The organism is Nocardia terrae, from assembly GCF_009760405.1.
Classification (GTDB): domain Bacteria; phylum Actinomycetota; class Actinomycetes; order Mycobacteriales; family Mycobacteriaceae; genus Nocardia; species Nocardia terrae.
Genome location: NZ_WRPP01000006.1, coordinates 341,463 through 358,148, shown reverse-complemented (window position 1 = coordinate 358,148; position 16,686 = coordinate 341,463). Strand labels below are relative to the sequence as shown.

Below are 16,686 nucleotides of genomic sequence, written 5' to 3'. Positions count from 1 at the left end.
GCTCGTGACCAGCCGATCCGATTGTCACGACAGCATTCTCATGGCCCGGTTCGCCCTGCAGCGGGCCGCGCGAGCCGGACTGGACCCGGACCGGATCGCCCGGCTGGCGGGCGTCCCCGCCTGGCGGGAGGGCGGTGAGAGCACCCGGGTGTCGTCCCGGTACTGCCTGCGGGTGTGGGAACTGCTCGAGCGGGAGACCGGCGATCCCGATGTCGCGCTGCGCGTGTCGGAGGAGAGCGACACCGGCGAGTTCGGCTTGCTCGAGTACCTGTTCCTGTCCGCCGAGACCCTGGGCGCGGCGCTGGACGCGTGCGTCCGCCACACCGGCAGTCTCACAACGAGTTACAGCTTCCGCGTCGCCGAGCGCACCGAGCACGAGGTGCGCTACGAAGTGCGGTCGGGCGTGGAGGACTGCCGGGGGCGGGAGTTGTTGGTACAGGCCGCCTTCGCCCTGCTCGTAGCTCGGGGGCGGGCCGCCACTCGCTGCCCGGTGGTGCCCGCGCAAGTCAGCCTCCGGCAACAGGCCCCCGCCGAGCTCGGTGCGTTCATCGAGCTGTTCGGCACCCGGGCAATCGATTTCGGCGGTCCTGTCGACACCCTGACGCTGCGGACGACGGATCTGGCGCTGCCCATGAAGTCGGCCGATCCCGAGCTGACCGCCGTCCTGCTCTCGTATGCGGCCACCCTGCCCGCCACGCCCGAGCTCGGGGTGACCTGGCTGGATCAGCTCGGCGACGCCCTCGACGCGGCCCTCGCGGACGGCGTGGCGACCCTCGAAGTGGTAGCGCGACGGCTGCTGACCTCACCAAGATCATTACAGCGTCGGCTGGCGGACGCCGGCACCAGCTGGCGGCGCGAGGTGGACCGCGCCCGCCGCCGCAGATTGCAACGCGCCGAACACCTTCCACGCGCTCAACAGGCGGAATTCCTCGGGTACGCGGATCCGGCGAGCCTGCGACGGGCGGTCAACCGGTGGCGGGACAATGCGGATTCATAACGAATCGACCCCGCTGCAACGCCGAAATCGCACCTACCGTACGGTATTCCGGCAACCACACAGCTAGGTTGGCGTGTCACTGACCGGTTTGGCGTCTTCGGAACTCCCCTGCGGCGTGGCCGGAAACAAGACTGGTCGATACGCCAGGACGCGCCTGCCGCGAGGCTCGTCCCGGCGTCGAGATGTACCGCATCACCCCCCGGACCGGTTTAAACGATTGGAGCTTCCTCGTGGGCCACACCGCAGAAACCGCCACCGCGTTCGTCGTCACCGCCGTGGAGGCCAAGGGCACCGCCACCCGTCACGACTTCGACATCCCCGCCATCGTGAGCGCCACCCACAGCATCACCGAGAGCTGGGATTTCCACAGCGTGGACCGGAACATGTTCTGGAACATCGTCGCAACGTTCCTCGAGCACTGAGCTCGCGGAGCATTCCGCCGAGCTCACACACCGTCGACGGACAGCACCGCGTTCATCAGGCTCATGGCCGCCGCGCAGGGATCGGGTTGCGCGGCATGATCGCGGTTCTGCACCCACCAGGTGACGGTGCCGGTATCGGCCACCGTCACCGCGCAGCTGCCGGGATCCTTCGGGTCACGCCAGTACATGCCACCGAAGTGCTTCACCACCAAACGCTCGATCCGATAACCGAACTGATCGGCGATCCGGACCTCGCGTGAGAGGGTGTCGTCACGCAGCCAGGCATAGGTGAGGCCGACCGGCCCACCGCCGGGATTGACGGCGGTCCAATCGCAGATGGTGGGCGAGCTCTGCTGCTTCAACCCGGTGACATTGATGGCGGCCGCCAGCTTCTGATCGTCGAGCGGACCGCAGCCGGCCAGAAAGTTCGGATCGGCGGAGGTTTGCTCGTCCGGGTGCTTGTTCGCGTGCGAGCAGCCCGCCAGCGATGCGATCATCAACGCCGCCAGTGCGATTCGTGCGGAAAGCCGTGCCATCAACCCTGTCCCGCCTGTTTCAGCGTGCTCGCCGCGAGCTGTTCGAGGCCCTTGCAGGGCTTGCCGTCGGACCCGGTGGCGTGCCCGGTCCAATCGATGAAGTCGGTATCGCCGAACGCGACCGCCACCTCACAGGTGCGCCCGTCCTGCCATTCGATACCCGGCTGTCCCGCCACCTCGACGGTCGCGGGCTTGCCGAGGGTCACCTGTCCGCGGCGCTGCTCGAGCGAGCTGCCCCGGAACCAGTGGAACATCACGGCGTAATCGCCGCCCGCCGCCGGCTGCCACGCACAGCTCAGCGGATTCACCGCGACCCGCTGCGGGTCGGCGAGCCCGGTCTGCTGCGCGACATCGGCATCGGACACCCCGCCGCACAGTCCGATCGTGTTGGGCGAGGCTGCGACCGCCTTGGGCGCGGTACTCGTGACCGGAGCGGCCTGCTGCCCCGAGGAGCCGCCGCACCCGGCGACCGCCACCCCGATCAGGGCGATCCCCACCGCCGCGCCGACTGCTCTCATCACGCCGACCAGCGTAGGCGAACCCCGTGGCCGGTGCGATACACGGCACATTCGAATACGAACTTTGACAATTTACAAGGCATTTACTACGTTCGATATCGCACCTCGATAGGCGAGGCTCCTGTACGAACACAGGCCACTGATCTGACGACGTCGAGAGACGCCCAAGGTTAGGACAGATTTCCCCGGATTAAGGGGTTATCCAAAGTGGCTTCCCGCTCAGCGGAATACGTCGCACAGTGCCGAAGCTCTGACGAGAGGGGTGTCCGTCCCGGCCGGTTTCGCCGGGTCGACCAGCCCCGTGTGCGCTGTCCTATCACGTTCTACGAGATCGAGGAGCTGCACACCGACGCCGCGTCGCCTCGACGCACGCAATTCGCCGATATTCCGGTGCCGCCGACGCGGTTCCGTCGTATTCGCGCGCCCGTTTCCGAATTTCTTCGGGAAATTCTCTATTCAAATCCGTACCGTCCGCAGCATTGTGCGCGACGGAATTCGACGCTGCCCGCAATACCCGCGCGGGCCGCGGCACACGAGGGGACACGATCTTGATGAGAATTCGCATGTACACCGCTCTCGCCGCACTGACCAGCACGGCTTTGCTGACCACGCACGCCACCGCGCACGCGGAACCGGCCACCATCCGAGCCCGGGCGGCGATCGTCGACCGCACGGTCCAACTGCACACCGACGCCGGGTCGTTGCGGGTCGACCACGACCGATTGCAGATCCTCGACCCCGCGGGCACGATCGTCGGTGCACTGCCGCTGCTGCTGGCCAAGCAGGGCGCCATGTACCCGATCGACGCCCGAATCGACGGCAACACAGCCGTTCTCACGCCGCGCACCGACCGGGCCCGGCCACTCAGCGAGGACGAGCGGGCCCAGACCGCGCAGGCCGCCACCGCTCCCGTCCGGAATTTCGACCTGCGTCCCGTCAGCGCCGGCGACAGCCCGGAGGACCGGTTCAACGATGCGATGAGCCATGTCAACACCGAGCTCGGCGCGGCCGTCGCGGTGGGCACCCTGCTGGGCGCGGTCATCGGCGGCCCGCTCGGCTGTGTGTTCGCGGGCTTGCTCACCACGGTCGCGGCGGGTCCGGTGGGCGCGGTCGTCGGCTGCCTGACCGGGGCGGTCATCGGAGCCGGCATCGGGGTCGTGGTCTTCAACGCGGCCATCGGCGTGCCCGCGCTGATCGGGTCGGCCATCCACTTCTTCAACGTCGTGAACGCTCCGGGGCAGCCCGCATGAGCCTCGACATCGCGATTCCCAACGCCCCCAAGACTTCTCCCGAAATCCGGCGGGCCCGCACCGGGCTGCGGCCCGCGGACTACCTGCTGCTGACCGCGGGGGTGATCCTGACCCTGTTGGTGGTCAAGCTCTTTCGCGACATCTCGGTGCCGTGGGTGCCGGGCGACAGCCCCGACACCGTGTCCACCGATCCGTCGAACCTGCCGTACTACGCGGCCCGCACCACGCTGCGCATGTTCGTCGGGCTGGGTGCGTCGTTCCTGTTCACGCTCGTGGTCGGCCAGTGGGCCGCGCACTCGCGGCGGGCGGAGAAGGTGCTCATCCCCATGCTCGACATCCTGCAGTCGGTGCCGGTGCTGGCGCTGGTGTCGATCACGGTGACGGCGTTCATCGCCCTGTTCCCCGGCTCGTACCTGGGCGCGGAGGCGGCGTGCGTGTTCGCCATCTTCACCGCGCAGGCCTGGAACATGACCTTCGCCTACTACCAGGCACTGCGCAATATGCCGCGTGAGCTCGACGAATCGGCGCGCATGATGCGGCTGACCCGCTGGCAGCGGCTGACCCAGCTCGAGATACCGGCCGCCATGATCCCGATGATCTGGAACGGCATGATGAGCTTCGGCGGCGCGTGGTTCATGCTCGCCTCCTCGGAGGTCATCAGCGTCTCCGGCAGCGACCAGGCCCTGCCGGGCATGGGCAGTTTCATCGCCGCCGCCACCTCGCAGGCCGCGGTCGGCAAGCTCATGCTCGGCGCGGTCGTCATGGTCCTCACCATCGTGGCGGTGAACGTGCTGTTCTGGCGACCGTTCACGGCGTGGTCGGAACGGTTCCGGGTGGAGAACACCGAGGCCGCGCTGGCCCCGCGCAGCCTGGTGCTGGATCTGTTGCGGCGCAGCACCATTCCCGGTCGCGTCGCGGCGGCGCTGCGGCCGGTCGGCGAGCGCGTCGACCGCGGCATGCGGATCTTCGGGCGCGCCACCCGCTCGCCCTACGAGGCGAGGCGCGGCAGCCTCGCCGGGGACGCGGTGTTCTTCGCCGCGCTGTTCGCGGCGCTGGGCTGGGGCGCGTGGACGCTGGCCCGCTACTTCGAAAGGACCGTCGGATTCGCCGAATTCGGGCCCGCGTCGCTCATGGGCTTGGCGAGCCTGACCCGCGTCATGGTGCTGCTGGTGGTGTCCACCGTGGTGTGGGTGCCGGTCGGCGTGTGGATCGGCATGAATCCGCGCATCTGCCGGTTCGCGCAGCCGGTGGTGCAGGTGATGGCCAGCTTCCCGGCCCAGTTCCTCTACATCTTCGTGGTCGCGGGACTGACCTACACCGGCATCTCGCTCAATATCGGCGGCACGGTGCTCATGGCCCTGGGCGCGCAATGGTACGTGCTGTTCAACGTGATCGCCGCGGCCGGACAGATCCCGACCGATCTGCGCGAGGCCATGGACGATCTCGGCGTGCACGGGCGGGAACGCTGGAAGTCGTTGATCCTGCCCGCCATCGCACCCGGCTACGTGGTCGGCGCGATCACCGCGTTCGGCGGGGCGTGGAACGCCACCCTGGTCGGCGAGGTCGTCGACTCCGGCAACACCCATCTCGAGGCGTTCGGCCTCGGCGCGTACATCACCAACGCGACCGGCAACGACCAATTCGCCAAGGTGCTGCTCGGCACCCTCGTCATGAGCGTGGTCACGGTCGCCATCAACCGGCTCGTCTGGCGACGCCTGCAGCGCACGGCCGAGACGCGTTTCGCACTGGTCTAGAAGGAGAATCACATGTCCACCCCCGTCATCACCGTCGACCGCGTCACCAAGAACTTCACCAACCCCTCCGGCGAGCAGCTGGCGGTCCTGTCCGATGTCCGCATGGAGCTGCGCGAGGGCGAAATCGTCGCGCTGCTGGGCAAATCCGGGTCGGGCAAGTCCACGCTCATGCGCATCATCGCCGGACTGGTGCAACCCTCGGCCGGGACGGCCCGGCTGCGGGAAGCCGAGATCACCGCGCCGAATGCCAGTACCGCCATGGTGTTCCAGACCTTCGCGCTGCTGCCGTGGCTGACCGTGCGCCAGAATGTGGAACTCGGGCTGCGCGCACAGGGGATTCCGGCCTACGAGCGTGCCGAGCGGGTCACCGACGCCATCGACATGATCGGGCTCGACGGCTTCGAGAACGCCTATCCCAAGGAGCTTTCCGGCGGTATGCGCCAGCGCGTCGGGTTCGCGCGCGCCCTGGTGGTGCGGCCCGAGGTGCTGCTCATGGACGAGCCGTTCTCCGCGCTCGACGTGCTCACCGCGGAGAACCTGCGCGGCGAGCTCATGCGGTTGTGGGGCGAGTCCGCCTTCCCCACCAAGACCATGCTGATGGTCACCCACAATATCGAGGAGGCGGTGCAGCTCGCGGACCGAATCCTGGTGCTGGACAACAATCCCGGGCGGATCAAGGGTGAGCTCGAGATCGCGATACCGCATCCGCGCGATACCCGCAGCACCCGGTTCCAGAATCTGGTGGACCACGCCTACCGGATGCTCACCGATTCCCCGTTCGACGGCGACCGGTGCGGCGTCACGCCCACCCCGACCAATCGGCCGCTGCCCGAGACCAGCGTAGACGGCATCGCCGGCATGCTGGACCTGGTCGCCGAGAACGGCGGCCGCGCGGACCTGCCGGACCTGGCCGCCGGGCTGCGCTTCGAGCTCGACGACATCATGCCGGTGGTCGACGCCGCGCGCATGCTCGGGCTGGCCACCGCCGCCGACGGCGATCTGGAGCTGACCGTGGACGGCCGCATGTTCGTCGAAGGCGACATCGACACGGCCAAAGGCATTTTCGCGCGTCTGGCGCGCGTCAACGCACCCCTGGTCGGGGCCGTCGACCATGCGCTGGCCAACGCCCACAACCAGCGGATGCGGGACGGCTTCTTCCTGGACCTGTTGCGGCGCAACTTCACCGAGGAGGCGGCGCGACGGCAGATCCGCATCGCCGTCGACTGGGGCCGCTACGGCGAACTGTACGAGTACGACGCCGACGAGCGGATGTTCATGCGACATCCGGTCGCGGCGTGAATCTCGTTCCTTCTCACAGGTGTTCGAGCGGCCCGAACTGCTGCTCGTAATTGCTCATGCTGTCGTTCAGCGTCTGCATCAGGCGAAAAATCATGGATGGCGGCAGCTTCACCCGCGAGACCACCCGAACCGGCTGTCGCACAACGGGTCTGCCGTCGTCGTCGACCTCCGGTTCGGTGGGCAGGTGGACGACGAAGTCCAGGGTGAAATCGGTGCGGTTGTACCAGCAGGTGAAGCCGTTGGCGTACACCCCGGCGCTCCACGATTCCGGAACGACCACTTCGACATTCACCGGTGGCGTCGCGTCGGCCATGAGCTATCGCGACTGGAATTGCCTGCTCTGGCTGCGGAACTGGTGCAGCTGCAATTCCTGCTGACTGGCGCGATCCTGCGCCCGGGTGGCCTGATCGTCGGCCTGCTGAGCCAGCTGATTGGCCTGATCGGCCTGATCCTGCGCGTTCTGCGCCTTCTGCTGCGACTGGGTGGCCTCGTTCTGGGCCTGTTGGGCCTGGTTCTGCGCTTGCTGGGCCTGGCTCTGCGCCCGGTCGGCCTCGTTCTGGGCCTGCTGCGCCTGGTTCTGCGCCTGCCCGGCCTGCTGACGCGCCTGCTGCGCCTGCTGGCTGGCCTGATTGGCCTCGCTCTGCGCCATATTCGCCTGGTGCTGAACCTGGCGCGCCTGGTTCTGCGCCTGCCGGGCCAGGCTCTGCGCCTGCTGCGCGTACTGCCGTGCGTTCTGCGCTTCCTGCCGGGCCTCGTCCACACGCATCTGGAACACGTCGATATCCCGCTGGGTCACGGTGCCCTCACGTGTCGCTTCCGCGGTTTCCTGTGGCATCTTCTACTACTCCAATTCTTCCCTTCGAATGGTTGTCCACTGCGCCGATGCAGTGGCGACCAGACAATCCTCTGTCCGTGGCGAATCGGTCGCAATGCGCACGGAACATGTTCGAAACAGGTAAGACCGCACAGCAAGGAATCGAAAACCGCTGTGACGCAGCGTTGATAGGCTACTCACCAGTCAGCACATGATCAGTTCATCTGTCAATGGGTGTTCCGCCGGTCCCGGGCGCGGCGCTTGCCCTCGTGCATGGCCTGCACCCGGGCCACCGGGATCGTGTGCCCTTCGGCGATCAAATCGCCTGGCAGAGTTTGTGGTTCGGGCATGAGCTCCGACCACGGATCACGATCGCCCAGCAGTTTCGCGGCCGTGCGGATGGTGAAGTCGTGCGGGTCGACGCTCGGCAGATCCGACCAGCTCACCGGGAACGACACGGTCGCGCCCGGCCGGATACGTGGGCTGTATACAGACACGACCGTCGCGCCGCCCGCGCGCGTCGAATCCAGGAAAACCTTGCCGCCCCGGTCTTCTCGAATGAAGGCGGTGGTAGCCAGCTCCGGATCGAGGCGCTCGGCCCGGGCGGCGATGGCGCGCGTGGCCGCGGCCGCGTCCTCCAGATCGACCCCCGGGCGAACCGGGACGAAGATGTGCACGCCCTTGGATCCGCTCGTCTTCACCGCGCCGGCCAGCCCGTCGTTCGCCAGGGCCTGCCGGATCAGCTCCGCGGCGCTCACCGCCTGAGCGAACGGCGCGTCCGGCGCGGGATCGATGTCGAGCACGAGATGCGTTGGGCTGCCGGAATAGTCGGCCAGGCCCTCGGCGAAAAGTAGTGTCACGTGGTACTCCACCGCGCGCTGGTTCCCGAACCACAGCAGCGTCCGCACGTCATCGCACAGCGCGTAGGAGATCTCCCGTTTCGAGCTACCCGCCCACATGGTCGCGCGATGCACCCACTCCGGCGTGTACTTGGGCAGATTCTTCTGCATGAACGGCTCCTGGCCCGGCCGCACCCGCACCACCGACAGCGGCCGCCCCCGCAGCGGGGGCACCATCCGCTCCCCCACCGCCTCCAGGTAGTCGATCAGATCGCCCTTGGTGACCTCGGCCCCATCGAACAGCGGACTGTCGAGACTGGAGAATTTCAACCCGGCCCGCACGTCATCGCCCATTCGCCCACCCTGCGCCGCGAGCAACCCGCCGTCAAGCACACGCCGAAAGACCCTCGTCAACGCGCGGCCGTGCCGGTACCGTCGTCTGCAGCATCAGGGGGGTCGAGTCATCGCTGCCACCGATCCCCGATTGGATTGAGCTGCAGGAAAAATGTCATGACTATTGTGTATTCCGCGCCGCAGGTTACCGATGATCAACGGCGCGAACTTCTGTACAACGGAGCGGTCCTCACCTACCCCGCCAACGCGGCCTCCCGGGCGCTGACGGACTTCGCGCGGGAGCTCATCGCCGAGGCGTTCGACCCACTGGATCCGCAGACCGCCCAGCACGAACTACCCGTGGAGCGGATGGTGGAGATCCTCGCGGCGCTCAAGCCGCGCTTCATCCACCATGAGCGGTCCAAACAGCTGGTCGCCGATCTCATGAAATCCCATGGCTGCGACGAGAATACGTACTTCGACGTGCCCCGCCTGCGCACCTCGACCTCCGACGGCTACCTGACCACCGGCATCTCCTACGTCTTCCACGCCCACCGCGACACCTGGTACTCGGCCCCGTTCAACCAGATCAACTGGTGGCTGCCCATCTTCCCGGTGACCGAGCTCAACGCGATGTGCTTCCACCCCCGCTACTTCGACACCCCGGTGCTCAACTCCTCCGACTGCTACGACTACGACGAGTGGAACCGCACCTCCCGCTTCAACGCCGCCCAGCACGTCGGCGCGGACACCCGTGTCCAGCCCCGCATCCTCGACCCCTCCGCCGACCTCGAGCCGACCGTCACTGTCCTCCCCGAACCCGGCGGCCTGATGATGTTCTCCGGCAACCAATTACACTCATCGCTCCCCAACACCTCCGGCGTCACCCGCTTCTCCATCGACTTCCGCACCGTCCACATCGGCGACGTCGCCGCCATCCGCGGCGCACACAATGTGGATTCGGCCTGCACCGGCACCAACCTCCGCGACTTCCTCCACCCGACCACCCACACCCCCATCTCGGACGAGCTGGCCTACAACTACCAACGCGCCGTCGGCTCCTTACGCCCGGCGACCAATCAAGCGGCAAGCTGACCCCGGCCCGCCTCGATCAATACAAAAAGGACCGGCTCACACTCGATGAGTGTGAGCCGGTCCTTCGAAGTGGACCTGACGGACCAGCATACGAACCGGGCGGTGCTGGTGGATGGGCCGGACGTGATCATCCGGGCCGTGGGTACCCGGCCGGACCAGGTGAGCGGTGTCCGATGGTCGCGACCGCTCCACCTGCCCGCAACGAATCAACTGAGGGTCAAGCGGCCGACTCGTTGGCGGCGCTCCAGCTCGCAACCACTCCGGTGGCGGCAAGAAGCGCACGATCATGGCGGCGGGAAGCGCATATTCTTTGCGGCAGATCGCGCACACATCAAGCGGCAAGACGCGCATCGATTCGATGTTCAGTGATATCGAGGAGCCACAACCGATTTGGGGCTGCTGCGGTGAACTCGCGAGCGACGAGATCGTCATGGACACCAGATCGTCGTGGCGATCGGCAGCCCGCTCGGCCTCGATGGCGCCGTGATCTCCGGCATCGTCAGCGCCTTGCACCGAACCTTGACCGAGTCGAATCGCCAGCGGCTACCGCCGGACTCGACAGCGCACGGGCCGGAGTGACCGTGCTGTTCTCGTTCGAGACGAGCCAGCACGAGCGCCGCGCCGTCGTCGTCGAAGCGATGCGTGATCCGCGTTTGTGCGCTGGATCGGCCGTGAGGAAGCGGGGACGGCCGGACGTGCATCGCGCGGAATGCTTCAGAATCCCATGGGTTTCGGCCTCTCGAATATGGTCATCCGCCCGGATACGAGGTCGTCGGACGATCGTGGAGGCGGAGTGGTCCCGGTGTGGTTGTACTGGCTGGCGTGGTCTGCGCTGCTACTCGCGGGGGCCGGCACCGTCGTGGTGCTCTACGACATCTTCGGGCGCGGATATCGCCAGCGGATGCGGGTCATGGAGGCGGTGTGGCCCGTGACCGCGCTGTACCTCGGGCCGATCGCCGTGTGGGCTTACCGGCGATACGGTCGGACGAATTCACCGAAGTGGCTGGCGCACAACAGGACACAGGATCCGCGGGACAAGCCGCGCTGGGCGGTCATCGCGGTCGGGGTTGGTCATTGCGGCGCGGGTTGCACTCTCGGCGACATCCTCGCGGAGTTCGCGGTCTTCGCCCTCGGCGTCGAGTGGCTGGGGCGGGCGCTCTGGCCGGAGTTCGTCGGGGACTATCTCGCCGCCCTGGCCCTGGGCATCCTCTTCCAATATTTGGCCATCGCGCCGATGCGCGGCCTGCGGGTAAGGGAAGGGTTGGTCCGGGCCGCGAAGGCAGATGTGTTGTCGCTGACCGCATTCGAGGTCGGATTGTTCGGCTGGATGGCGTTGATGAGCTTCGTGTTCTTCCCGAACCCGCATCTGCGTCCGGATTCGGTGACCTACTGGTTTCTCATGCAGATCGGCATGGTGATCGGATTCGCGACCGCGTGGCCCGCCAATGTCTGGCTGATTCGACACGGAATCAAAGAGGCCATGTGATCGGCGCAGACCCCGGGTGTCCCGGAATCCGCGCCGACCGTCGTCAGACCTTCGTGCACGCGATGTCGTTCCAGACCTCGATCCGGCTGGGTGGTCTCGCCCAGACGGTGCATCCGACCCCCGCCGAGCACCGAAACCGAAGTGCGACAACGCAATAGATCCATCGGTCGGCCCACGTTTGGCCGCGGCTTCCCGGGGAAGTACGTCGGTGACATGTCGGACCAACGCTGCACGATCGGAGCTGCGAAGATGACGAAGACACGGCAGGTTGTGGTGGTCACCGGAGCCTCGGGCGGTATCGGTCGGGCCACCGCTGAGGCTTTCGGTGCGCGCGGCGCCCAGGTGGCGTTGCTGGCTCGCGGCGAGCAAGGATTGACCGGCGCGGCGCGCGATGTCGAGAAGGCGGGCGGCCAATCGCTGGTCTTGCCCACGGATGTGTCGGATCCCGAGCAGGTGGAGGCGGCGGCGAGGGCCACCGAGGATGCGTTCGGGCCGATCGACGTCTGGGTGAATGTCGCCTTCACCTCGGTGTTCTCGACCTTCGCGCAGATCACGGCGGCGGAGTTCAAGCGGGTGACCGAGGTGAACTACCTCGGTTTCGTGTACGGGACCATGACGGCACTGCGGCGCATGCGCGAGCGCGAACACGGCACGATCGTGCAGGTCGGCTCGGCGCTCGCCTACCGGGGAATCCCGCTGCAGACCGCCTACTGCGGGTCGAAGCATGCCATCCAGGGCTTCCACGAAGCGCTTCGTTGTGAACTGTTGCACGACAAGAGCAAAGTGCACGTCACCATGGTCCAGATGCCCGCGGTCAATACGCCCCAGTTCTCCTGGGTGCTCTCGCGGCTGCCGCGTCAGGCGCAACCGGTCCCGCCGATCTACCAACCCGAAGTCGCCGCGCACGCAGTGGTTCACGCGGCCGACCATCCTCGACGCCGGGAATACTGGGTCGGCGGCAGCACCGTGGGAACGCTGATCGCCAATGCGATCGCCCCCGGCGTACTCGACCGCTACCTGGCGCGCACCGGATTCGACTCTCAGCAGACCGACCGCCCCCGTCCGGCCGATCAGCCTGCCAACCTGTGGGAACCCGCCGACGGCCCCGGCGGCCACGACTATGGGGCGCACGGTCTCTTCGACGACCGATCCACCGGCCACAGCCTGCAACTGTGGGCCTCGCAGCACCATGGGCTGCTCGGCAGAATGGCGGGCGCGGCCCTGCTGGCGAGCGCGAGCCGGGCCCTGCGCGGGAGTCGTCGATGAGGACGTTCACCCTTGCGCGCTTGGGACTCGGCGCCGTGTATGCGCTTGTCTCCCAGCGTATCTCGGAGCGAACGACACCACCGGAACTCGTCGCCGCGCTACGTGTTCTCGCCGCCCGCCACATCGTGCAAGCCGCGCTCACGTCCCGTCGCCCCGCTCTCACCCGCCTCGGCGTCACCGTGGATGCCCTGCACGCGCTGTCGATGTTCACGCTGGCGGTCGCGGACCGCAGCTATCGTCGTCCCGCCTTGGCCGACGCCCTGATAGCGACCGTGCTCACCGGGTCCGGCTTCGTCCTGACTCGCCCCCGCGAGATATCCGCCGACACCTGACGAGCGTCTCTCGCCCACGCCCGCGCCGCCACGTCCTGATCGTCCGTCATGCCGGATACGTTGCGCGGCGGGCTCATCGGGCGGTCTCGTGATCGCGCCATCGATGAAGCGCTGCGCGAGTACCCGCGGTAGAGGCAATGCGGTCGAAGCGGCCGTGGGCGATCTCGTGCAGCGCGTGATCGACGACCTGGTCCAACTCGGCGACTGGACCATACGAACCGGGCGGTATTGGTCGACGGGCCCGACATCACGATTCGGGCGGTGGGTTCGGGCAACCCTCGGCGGTGATTCCCGATGACCGTCCACGGCGAACGGGCGGCGGATGGCGGGTTGACTCTCACCCCGGGGGTAAGTCATACGGTCGAAATCATCTCGACACGAGGAGGTTTCGATGACCACGACCATACCCATCGACGGTACGCACGCCGACCAGTTCCACCGGGACGGCTTCACCGTTGTTCCGGAACTGTTCACCGAGGACGAGATCGGCATCTATCGCCGGGCGGCGCAGCAGTTCGTCGATCCACGCCACCGCACCGCGCAGGTCGGGCTGATCGCCACCACCGACGCGTGGGAGAAGAACGAGACGCTGCGTGAACTCGCGCTACATCCGCGCCTGGGCGCGGCCGCCGAGCGACTCGCGGGCCGCCCGCTGCGGGTGTGGGGCGGTGAGATCCTCGCCAAGCCGCCCCATGAACCGACCCCGAGCGGACTCCACGAGGACATGACCTTCAGCCTGCTGGATTCGGCTCTCACCTTCAACGCGTGGATCGCCTTGGTCGACGTACCGGTGCAACGGGGCGCGATGACCTTCTTGCCCGGTTCGCACCGTCGGCCGGGGCCCGAACGCGCCGATTTCGAGACGGTTCGAGGTGATGCCTTCGCCACGTATCTGATCGACACTTGGCCCGGCCTGCAATGGAATCCGCGAATCACCGTGCCCGTGCGCGCGGGCGGCGTCACCTTCCATCACAATCGCACCGCACACGAGGCCGGACCCAATTCCACCGACGAGATCCGGCTGGCATTCGTGGTCACTTTCACCGACGCCGGCGCCACCTATCGTCCGGTCCCCGGCAGCGATCCACTCCCCATGCGCGCGGGCCAGCCGATCGACCCGGTGCGTTACCCACGGGTAGGCGGCTGACCGCGCCACCGCGAGGACATCCGGCAGCAATCTACGGCAGGTCGCTGCCGGTGTTCTGGGGGCGAGCCATCCAGTGCGGAGGATCCGTGCTCGCTCGGCGCCGCAGATCGTATTCGAAGTCGTCGATGCGGTCCAGGATCTGTCGCGCGGCCGCTATTCGTGCACGCAGCCGTGCGCGTGAACGCACGAGTAGCCTTTCCAGGTGCGACTCGACCGCCGTGTCGGTGCCCGGCTCATCGAATGTGGCGGCAAGTTCGTGGATTTCGGCGATGGTCAGTCCCATCGCTCGCATTTCGCTGATGAACCGCACGCACAACAGGGCGCCGGTGTCGTAGAGCCGGTACCCGCCGGGACTGCGGCCCAGAGAGTAGATCAATCCCAGATCGGTGTACTCACGCAATGCTTTCACCGTCACCCCGGTCCGCCGGGACAGCTCTCCGATCGTCATGCGCTCCCGCATCCCGCCTCCTCAGCCGCTACTCCGACTCCACGACAGGCCCGGTCGACCCGGATATTTCGCCTGAACGGTTGCGTTTCACGATATTCGCCATCGCGAACACCGCTCAGGATTCCGCAGCCTCAGGGATGCCGATCAGCCAGGCGCGCAGGCTCATCAGTCCCGCCCCCGGGCGCGCGGGATCAGGAACGAGCCGGCACACAGCCACCATGGCGCCGCATCGGGTCACCATCAGCTCGGGACAAGGTGTGATCGACAACCTCGATACGGACCAGCATACGAACCGGGCGGGGCTGGCCGACGGGGTACCCGACCGCGGTTGTCTGCCGGTTCAGTCGCCCTGGAGCAAGAGCCGGAACGACGGATGAACAGGCGTCAGGGGCCGCACAGCGCGAAAATCCTTCTCATCCAACGTCAATATGTCATTGGTGAGGTAGCGCTCGGCGAGCACGACAGTGACCGCGTCGGCCAGGTCGAGGCGGAGGCCGCGACACTGCTCGATGATCTTCTGGGCGACTCGGAGGTCATCACGGTCCACCTCCGGCACGAGCACCGCACCCTCCTCTGCCGAGGTGAGCAAGTCATCCAGGACGAGATCGGCTGTGCGGCGGTCCTTTCCGAACCGCGCCACGAGCAGATGATCGACCTCATCCAGCACCAGCGGCGACACGACCGCAACAGAGGTGGAGAGGAACTCGCGCGCCCGCTCGTGCAGTTCCGCGGCACGGTCGTAAGCGGCGATGACGGCCGATGTGTCGGCGACGAAGAAGCTCACTCGCCGTATGCCTCGCCGAGCAATTCCTCACTGTTGGCGGCAAACCCAGGATCGCCGGAATCCAACGACGGCCACGGCCGGGTCCGCCGGACCCGGTGCGACCGCAACAACACCAGCTCGATCCCCTCCCGGATCAAATCAGCTTCCGATCGCCCTGCCGCTTCGGCAGCCTTCTTGAGACGGGCAGCCTGCTCGGGATCCAGGTACACGCTCGTTTTGGCCTTCATAAACGTAGGGTGCTACGTAGGGCATCCCTCGGGTTCGCGCATTGCCGGACAAACAAAAGAGCCACAGGTCAATGACCTGCGGCTCTTTCATGGAGTGGACCTGACGGACCAGCATACGAACCGGGCGGTGCTGGTCGACGGGCCGGACATCATGATCAGGGCGGTGGGCACCCGACCGCGGTTATCGGCGGTTCAGTCGCCCTGGAGCAACAGCCGGAACGACGGATGAGCGGGCGTCAGGGGTCGAACGGCACGAAAGTCCTTCTCATCCAACGTCAGTATGTCGTTGGTGAGGTACCGCTCGGCGAGCACGACCGTGACCGCGTCGGCCAGGTCGAGGCGCAGGCCGCGATACTGCTCGATGATCTTCTGGGCGACTCGGAGGTCGTCACGGTCCACCTGCGGCACGAGCACCGCGCCTTCTTCGGCCGAGGTGAGCAGGTCATCGAGGACGAGATCGGCTGTGCGGCGGTTCTTTCCGAACCGCGCCACGAGCAGATGATCGACCTCATCCAGCACCAGCGGCGACACGACCGCAACAGAGGTGGAGAGGAACTCGCGCGCCCGCTCGTGCAGTTCCGCGGCACGGTCGTAGGCGGCGATGACGGCCGAGGTGTCGGCGATGAAGAAGCTCACTCGCGGTATGCCTCGCCGAGCAAGTCCTCACTGTTTGCGGCGAACCCAGGATCACCGGAATCGAACGACGGCCACGGACGGGTCCGACGGACCCGGTGCGACCGCAACAACACCAACTCGATCCCCTCCCGGATCAAATCGGCTTCCGATCGCCCCGCCGCTTCGGCAGCCTCCTTGAGACGGGCAGCCTGCTCGGGATCCAGGTACACGCTCGTTTTGGCCTTCATGAACGTAGGGTACTACGTAGGGCATCCGCGGTTCGTGCAATGCCGGAAAACAAAAGAGCCACAGGTCAACGACCTGCGGCTCTTTCATGGAGTGGACCTGACGGACCAGCATACGAACCTGGTGGTGCTGGTTGACGGGCCGGACGTGATCATCCGGGCCGTGGGTGCCCGACCGGTCGCGGGCGGTGGTGCCCGATGACCGGCCACGACGACCGCAGCCCTGCGCTTGGGTCGGCGGATGGTGGCGCGGGTGGGTCGGCGTCTGCTCGGCGTCCT

General features: G+C 66.8%; 21 protein-coding genes and 1 riboswitch. Of the genes, 11 read left to right on the top strand and 10 right to left on the bottom strand.

Going from position 1 to position 16,686, the window contains the following annotated elements:
* Positions 1–4 precede the first annotated feature (4 nt).
* Positions 5–997: an AraC family transcriptional regulator ligand-binding domain-containing protein gene (locus GPX89_RS29570; RefSeq protein WP_157390963.1), complete on the top strand. Its 993-nt coding sequence runs from the start codon at positions 5–7 to the stop codon at positions 995–997.
* 230 nt (positions 998–1,227) lie between these two features.
* Positions 1,228–1,419: a hypothetical protein gene (locus GPX89_RS29565; RefSeq protein ID WP_235948317.1), complete on the top strand. Its 192-nt coding sequence runs from the start codon at positions 1,228–1,230 to the stop codon at positions 1,417–1,419.
* Positions 1,420–1,442: 23 nt separating this feature from the next.
* On the opposite strand, the gene GPX89_RS29560 is transcribed toward GPX89_RS29565, so the two are convergent.
* Positions 1,443–1,955, bottom strand: a complete 513-nt coding sequence (locus GPX89_RS29560) for a DUF3558 domain-containing protein (RefSeq protein ID WP_157390961.1) — start codon at positions 1,953–1,955, stop codon at positions 1,443–1,445.
* Positions 1,955–2,473 (bottom strand): DUF3558 family protein, encoded by a 519-nt coding sequence (locus GPX89_RS29555; RefSeq protein WP_235948437.1) that lies wholly within the window; start codon positions 2,471–2,473, stop codon positions 1,955–1,957. Before GPX89_RS29555 ends, GPX89_RS29560 begins: the two co-directional genes overlap by 1 nt.
* 97 nt (positions 2,474–2,570) lie before the next feature.
* Positions 2,571–2,742: riboswitch (M-box (ykoK) riboswitch) on the top strand.
* A gap of 294 nt (positions 2,743–3,036) precedes the next feature.
* Between GPX89_RS29555 and GPX89_RS29550 the strand changes: the two genes are divergently transcribed.
* From GPX89_RS29550 to GPX89_RS29540, 3 genes are read left to right on the top strand one after another with little or no spacing between them, the layout of a single operon-like run.
* The gene (locus GPX89_RS29550) at positions 3,037–3,723 is read left to right on the top strand and encodes a hypothetical protein (RefSeq protein WP_198347648.1); all 687 of its coding nucleotides are present in this window, start codon (positions 3,037–3,039) and stop codon (positions 3,721–3,723) included.
* The gene (locus GPX89_RS29545) at positions 3,720–5,477 is read left to right on the top strand and encodes an ABC transporter permease (RefSeq protein WP_157390958.1); all 1,758 of its coding nucleotides are present in this window, start codon (positions 3,720–3,722) and stop codon (positions 5,475–5,477) included. The genes GPX89_RS29550 and GPX89_RS29545 overlap by 4 nt, the downstream gene beginning before the upstream one ends.
* A 12-nt stretch (positions 5,478–5,489) precedes the next feature.
* A complete protein-coding gene (locus GPX89_RS29540) occupies positions 5,490–6,776 on the top strand; it encodes an ABC transporter ATP-binding protein (RefSeq protein ID WP_157390957.1) in 1,287 nt (428 codons plus the stop codon).
* 13 nt (positions 6,777–6,789) lie between these two features.
* On the opposite strand, the gene GPX89_RS29535 is transcribed toward GPX89_RS29540, so the two are convergent.
* The 3 genes from GPX89_RS29535 to GPX89_RS29525 all read right to left on the bottom strand — a co-directional run bounded on the left by GPX89_RS29535 (position 6,790) and on the right by GPX89_RS29525 (position 8,783).
* Positions 6,790–7,089 (bottom strand): DUF3467 domain-containing protein, encoded by a 300-nt coding sequence (locus GPX89_RS29535; protein ID WP_157390956.1) that lies wholly within the window; start codon positions 7,087–7,089, stop codon positions 6,790–6,792.
* A 3-nt stretch (positions 7,090–7,092) separates the two neighbouring features.
* The gene (locus GPX89_RS29530) at positions 7,093–7,611 is read right to left on the bottom strand and encodes a hypothetical protein (RefSeq protein WP_157390955.1); all 519 of its coding nucleotides are present in this window, start codon (positions 7,609–7,611) and stop codon (positions 7,093–7,095) included.
* A gap of 206 nt (positions 7,612–7,817) precedes the next feature.
* Positions 7,818–8,783, bottom strand: coding sequence for a DNA polymerase domain-containing protein (locus tag GPX89_RS29525; protein WP_157390954.1), 966 nt, complete (start codon positions 8,781–8,783; stop codon positions 7,818–7,820).
* A 156-nt stretch (positions 8,784–8,939) separates the two neighbouring features.
* Between GPX89_RS29525 and GPX89_RS29520 the strand changes: the two genes are divergently transcribed.
* The 6 genes from GPX89_RS29520 (at position 8,940) to GPX89_RS29495 (ending at position 14,088) form a co-directional block, all read left to right on the top strand.
* Complete coding sequence (locus GPX89_RS29520; RefSeq protein WP_157390953.1) at positions 8,940–9,857, top strand: phytanoyl-CoA dioxygenase family protein; 918 nt, start codon at positions 8,940–8,942, stop codon at positions 9,855–9,857.
* Between the two features lie 286 nt (positions 9,858–10,143).
* Entirely contained in the window at positions 10,144–10,344 is a 201-nt protein-coding gene (locus GPX89_RS29515) for a hypothetical protein (protein ID WP_157390952.1), read from the top strand.
* 306 nt (positions 10,345–10,650) lie between these two features.
* The gene (locus GPX89_RS29510; RefSeq protein WP_328602437.1) at positions 10,651–11,343 is read left to right on the top strand and encodes a DUF4396 domain-containing protein; all 693 of its coding nucleotides are present in this window, start codon (positions 10,651–10,653) and stop codon (positions 11,341–11,343) included.
* A gap of 249 nt (positions 11,344–11,592) precedes the next feature.
* A complete protein-coding gene (locus GPX89_RS29505; RefSeq protein ID WP_157390951.1) occupies positions 11,593–12,609 on the top strand; it encodes an SDR family oxidoreductase in 1,017 nt (338 codons plus the stop codon).
* Positions 12,606–12,941: a hypothetical protein gene (locus GPX89_RS29500; protein ID WP_157390950.1), complete on the top strand. Its 336-nt coding sequence runs from the start codon at positions 12,606–12,608 to the stop codon at positions 12,939–12,941. The genes GPX89_RS29505 and GPX89_RS29500 overlap by 4 nt, the downstream gene beginning before the upstream one ends.
* Positions 12,942–13,332: 391 nt before the next feature.
* Positions 13,333–14,088: a phytanoyl-CoA dioxygenase family protein gene (locus GPX89_RS29495; protein WP_157390949.1), complete on the top strand. Its 756-nt coding sequence runs from the start codon at positions 13,333–13,335 to the stop codon at positions 14,086–14,088.
* 31 nt (positions 14,089–14,119) lie between these two features.
* Here GPX89_RS29495 and GPX89_RS29490 read toward each other — a convergent pair whose 3' ends face one another.
* The 5 genes from GPX89_RS29490 to GPX89_RS29470 form a co-directional block, all read right to left on the bottom strand.
* Positions 14,120–14,548 (bottom strand): MerR family transcriptional regulator, encoded by a 429-nt coding sequence (locus GPX89_RS29490; protein WP_157390948.1) that lies wholly within the window; start codon positions 14,546–14,548, stop codon positions 14,120–14,122.
* A gap of 328 nt (positions 14,549–14,876) precedes the next feature.
* Complete coding sequence (locus GPX89_RS29485) at positions 14,877–15,320, bottom strand: PIN domain-containing protein (protein ID WP_198347647.1); 444 nt, start codon at positions 15,318–15,320, stop codon at positions 14,877–14,879.
* A complete protein-coding gene (locus GPX89_RS29480; RefSeq protein WP_157390947.1) occupies positions 15,317–15,547 on the bottom strand; it encodes a ribbon-helix-helix domain-containing protein in 231 nt (76 codons plus the stop codon). Before GPX89_RS29480 ends, GPX89_RS29485 begins: the two co-directional genes overlap by 4 nt.
* A gap of 192 nt (positions 15,548–15,739) precedes the next feature.
* The gene (locus tag GPX89_RS29475) at positions 15,740–16,183 is read right to left on the bottom strand and encodes a type II toxin-antitoxin system VapC family toxin (RefSeq protein ID WP_157390946.1); all 444 of its coding nucleotides are present in this window, start codon (positions 16,181–16,183) and stop codon (positions 15,740–15,742) included.
* Entirely contained in the window at positions 16,180–16,410 is a 231-nt protein-coding gene (locus GPX89_RS29470) for a ribbon-helix-helix domain-containing protein (RefSeq protein ID WP_157390945.1), read from the bottom strand. Before GPX89_RS29470 ends, GPX89_RS29475 begins: the two co-directional genes overlap by 4 nt.
* Between the last annotated feature and the right edge of the window lie 276 nt (positions 16,411–16,686).

Excerpts from the sequence above, each read along its gene's own strand:
- GPX89_RS29545 (WP_157390958.1), top strand. The coding sequence starts at position 3,720 with ATGAGCCTCGACATCGCGATTCCCAACGCCCCCAAGACTTCTCCCGAA.
- GPX89_RS29555 (WP_235948437.1), bottom strand. The coding sequence starts at position 2,473 with ATGAGAGCAGTCGGCGCGGCGGTGGGGATCGCCCTGATCGGGGTGGCG.
- GPX89_RS29535 (WP_157390956.1), bottom strand. The coding sequence starts at position 7,089 with ATGGCCGACGCGACGCCACCGGTGAATGTCGAAGTGGTCGTTCCGGAA.
- GPX89_RS29515 (WP_157390952.1), top strand. The coding sequence starts at position 10,144 with ATGGCGGCGGGAAGCGCATATTCTTTGCGGCAGATCGCGCACACATCA.
- GPX89_RS29520 (WP_157390953.1), top strand. The coding sequence starts at position 8,940 with ATGACTATTGTGTATTCCGCGCCGCAGGTTACCGATGATCAACGGCGC.
- GPX89_RS29560 (WP_157390961.1), bottom strand. The coding sequence starts at position 1,955 with ATGGCACGGCTTTCCGCACGAATCGCACTGGCGGCGTTGATGATCGCA.
- GPX89_RS29550 (WP_198347648.1), top strand. The coding sequence starts at position 3,037 with ATGTACACCGCTCTCGCCGCACTGACCAGCACGGCTTTGCTGACCACG.
- GPX89_RS29490 (WP_157390948.1), bottom strand. The coding sequence starts at position 14,548 with ATGCGGGAGCGCATGACGATCGGAGAGCTGTCCCGGCGGACCGGGGTG.
- GPX89_RS29500 (WP_157390950.1), top strand. The coding sequence starts at position 12,606 with ATGAGGACGTTCACCCTTGCGCGCTTGGGACTCGGCGCCGTGTATGCG.
- GPX89_RS29525 (WP_157390954.1), bottom strand. The coding sequence starts at position 8,783 with ATGGGCGATGACGTGCGGGCCGGGTTGAAATTCTCCAGTCTCGACAGT.
- GPX89_RS29530 (WP_157390955.1), bottom strand. The coding sequence starts at position 7,611 with ATGCCACAGGAAACCGCGGAAGCGACACGTGAGGGCACCGTGACCCAG.
- GPX89_RS29470 (WP_157390945.1), bottom strand. The coding sequence starts at position 16,410 with ATGAAGGCCAAAACGAGCGTGTACCTGGATCCCGAGCAGGCTGCCCGT.
- GPX89_RS29480 (WP_157390947.1), bottom strand. The coding sequence starts at position 15,547 with ATGAAGGCCAAAACGAGCGTGTACCTGGATCCCGAGCAGGCTGCCCGT.
- GPX89_RS29540 (WP_157390957.1), top strand. The coding sequence starts at position 5,490 with ATGTCCACCCCCGTCATCACCGTCGACCGCGTCACCAAGAACTTCACC.
- GPX89_RS29505 (WP_157390951.1), top strand. The coding sequence starts at position 11,593 with ATGACGAAGACACGGCAGGTTGTGGTGGTCACCGGAGCCTCGGGCGGT.
- GPX89_RS29495 (WP_157390949.1), top strand. The coding sequence starts at position 13,333 with ATGACCACGACCATACCCATCGACGGTACGCACGCCGACCAGTTCCAC.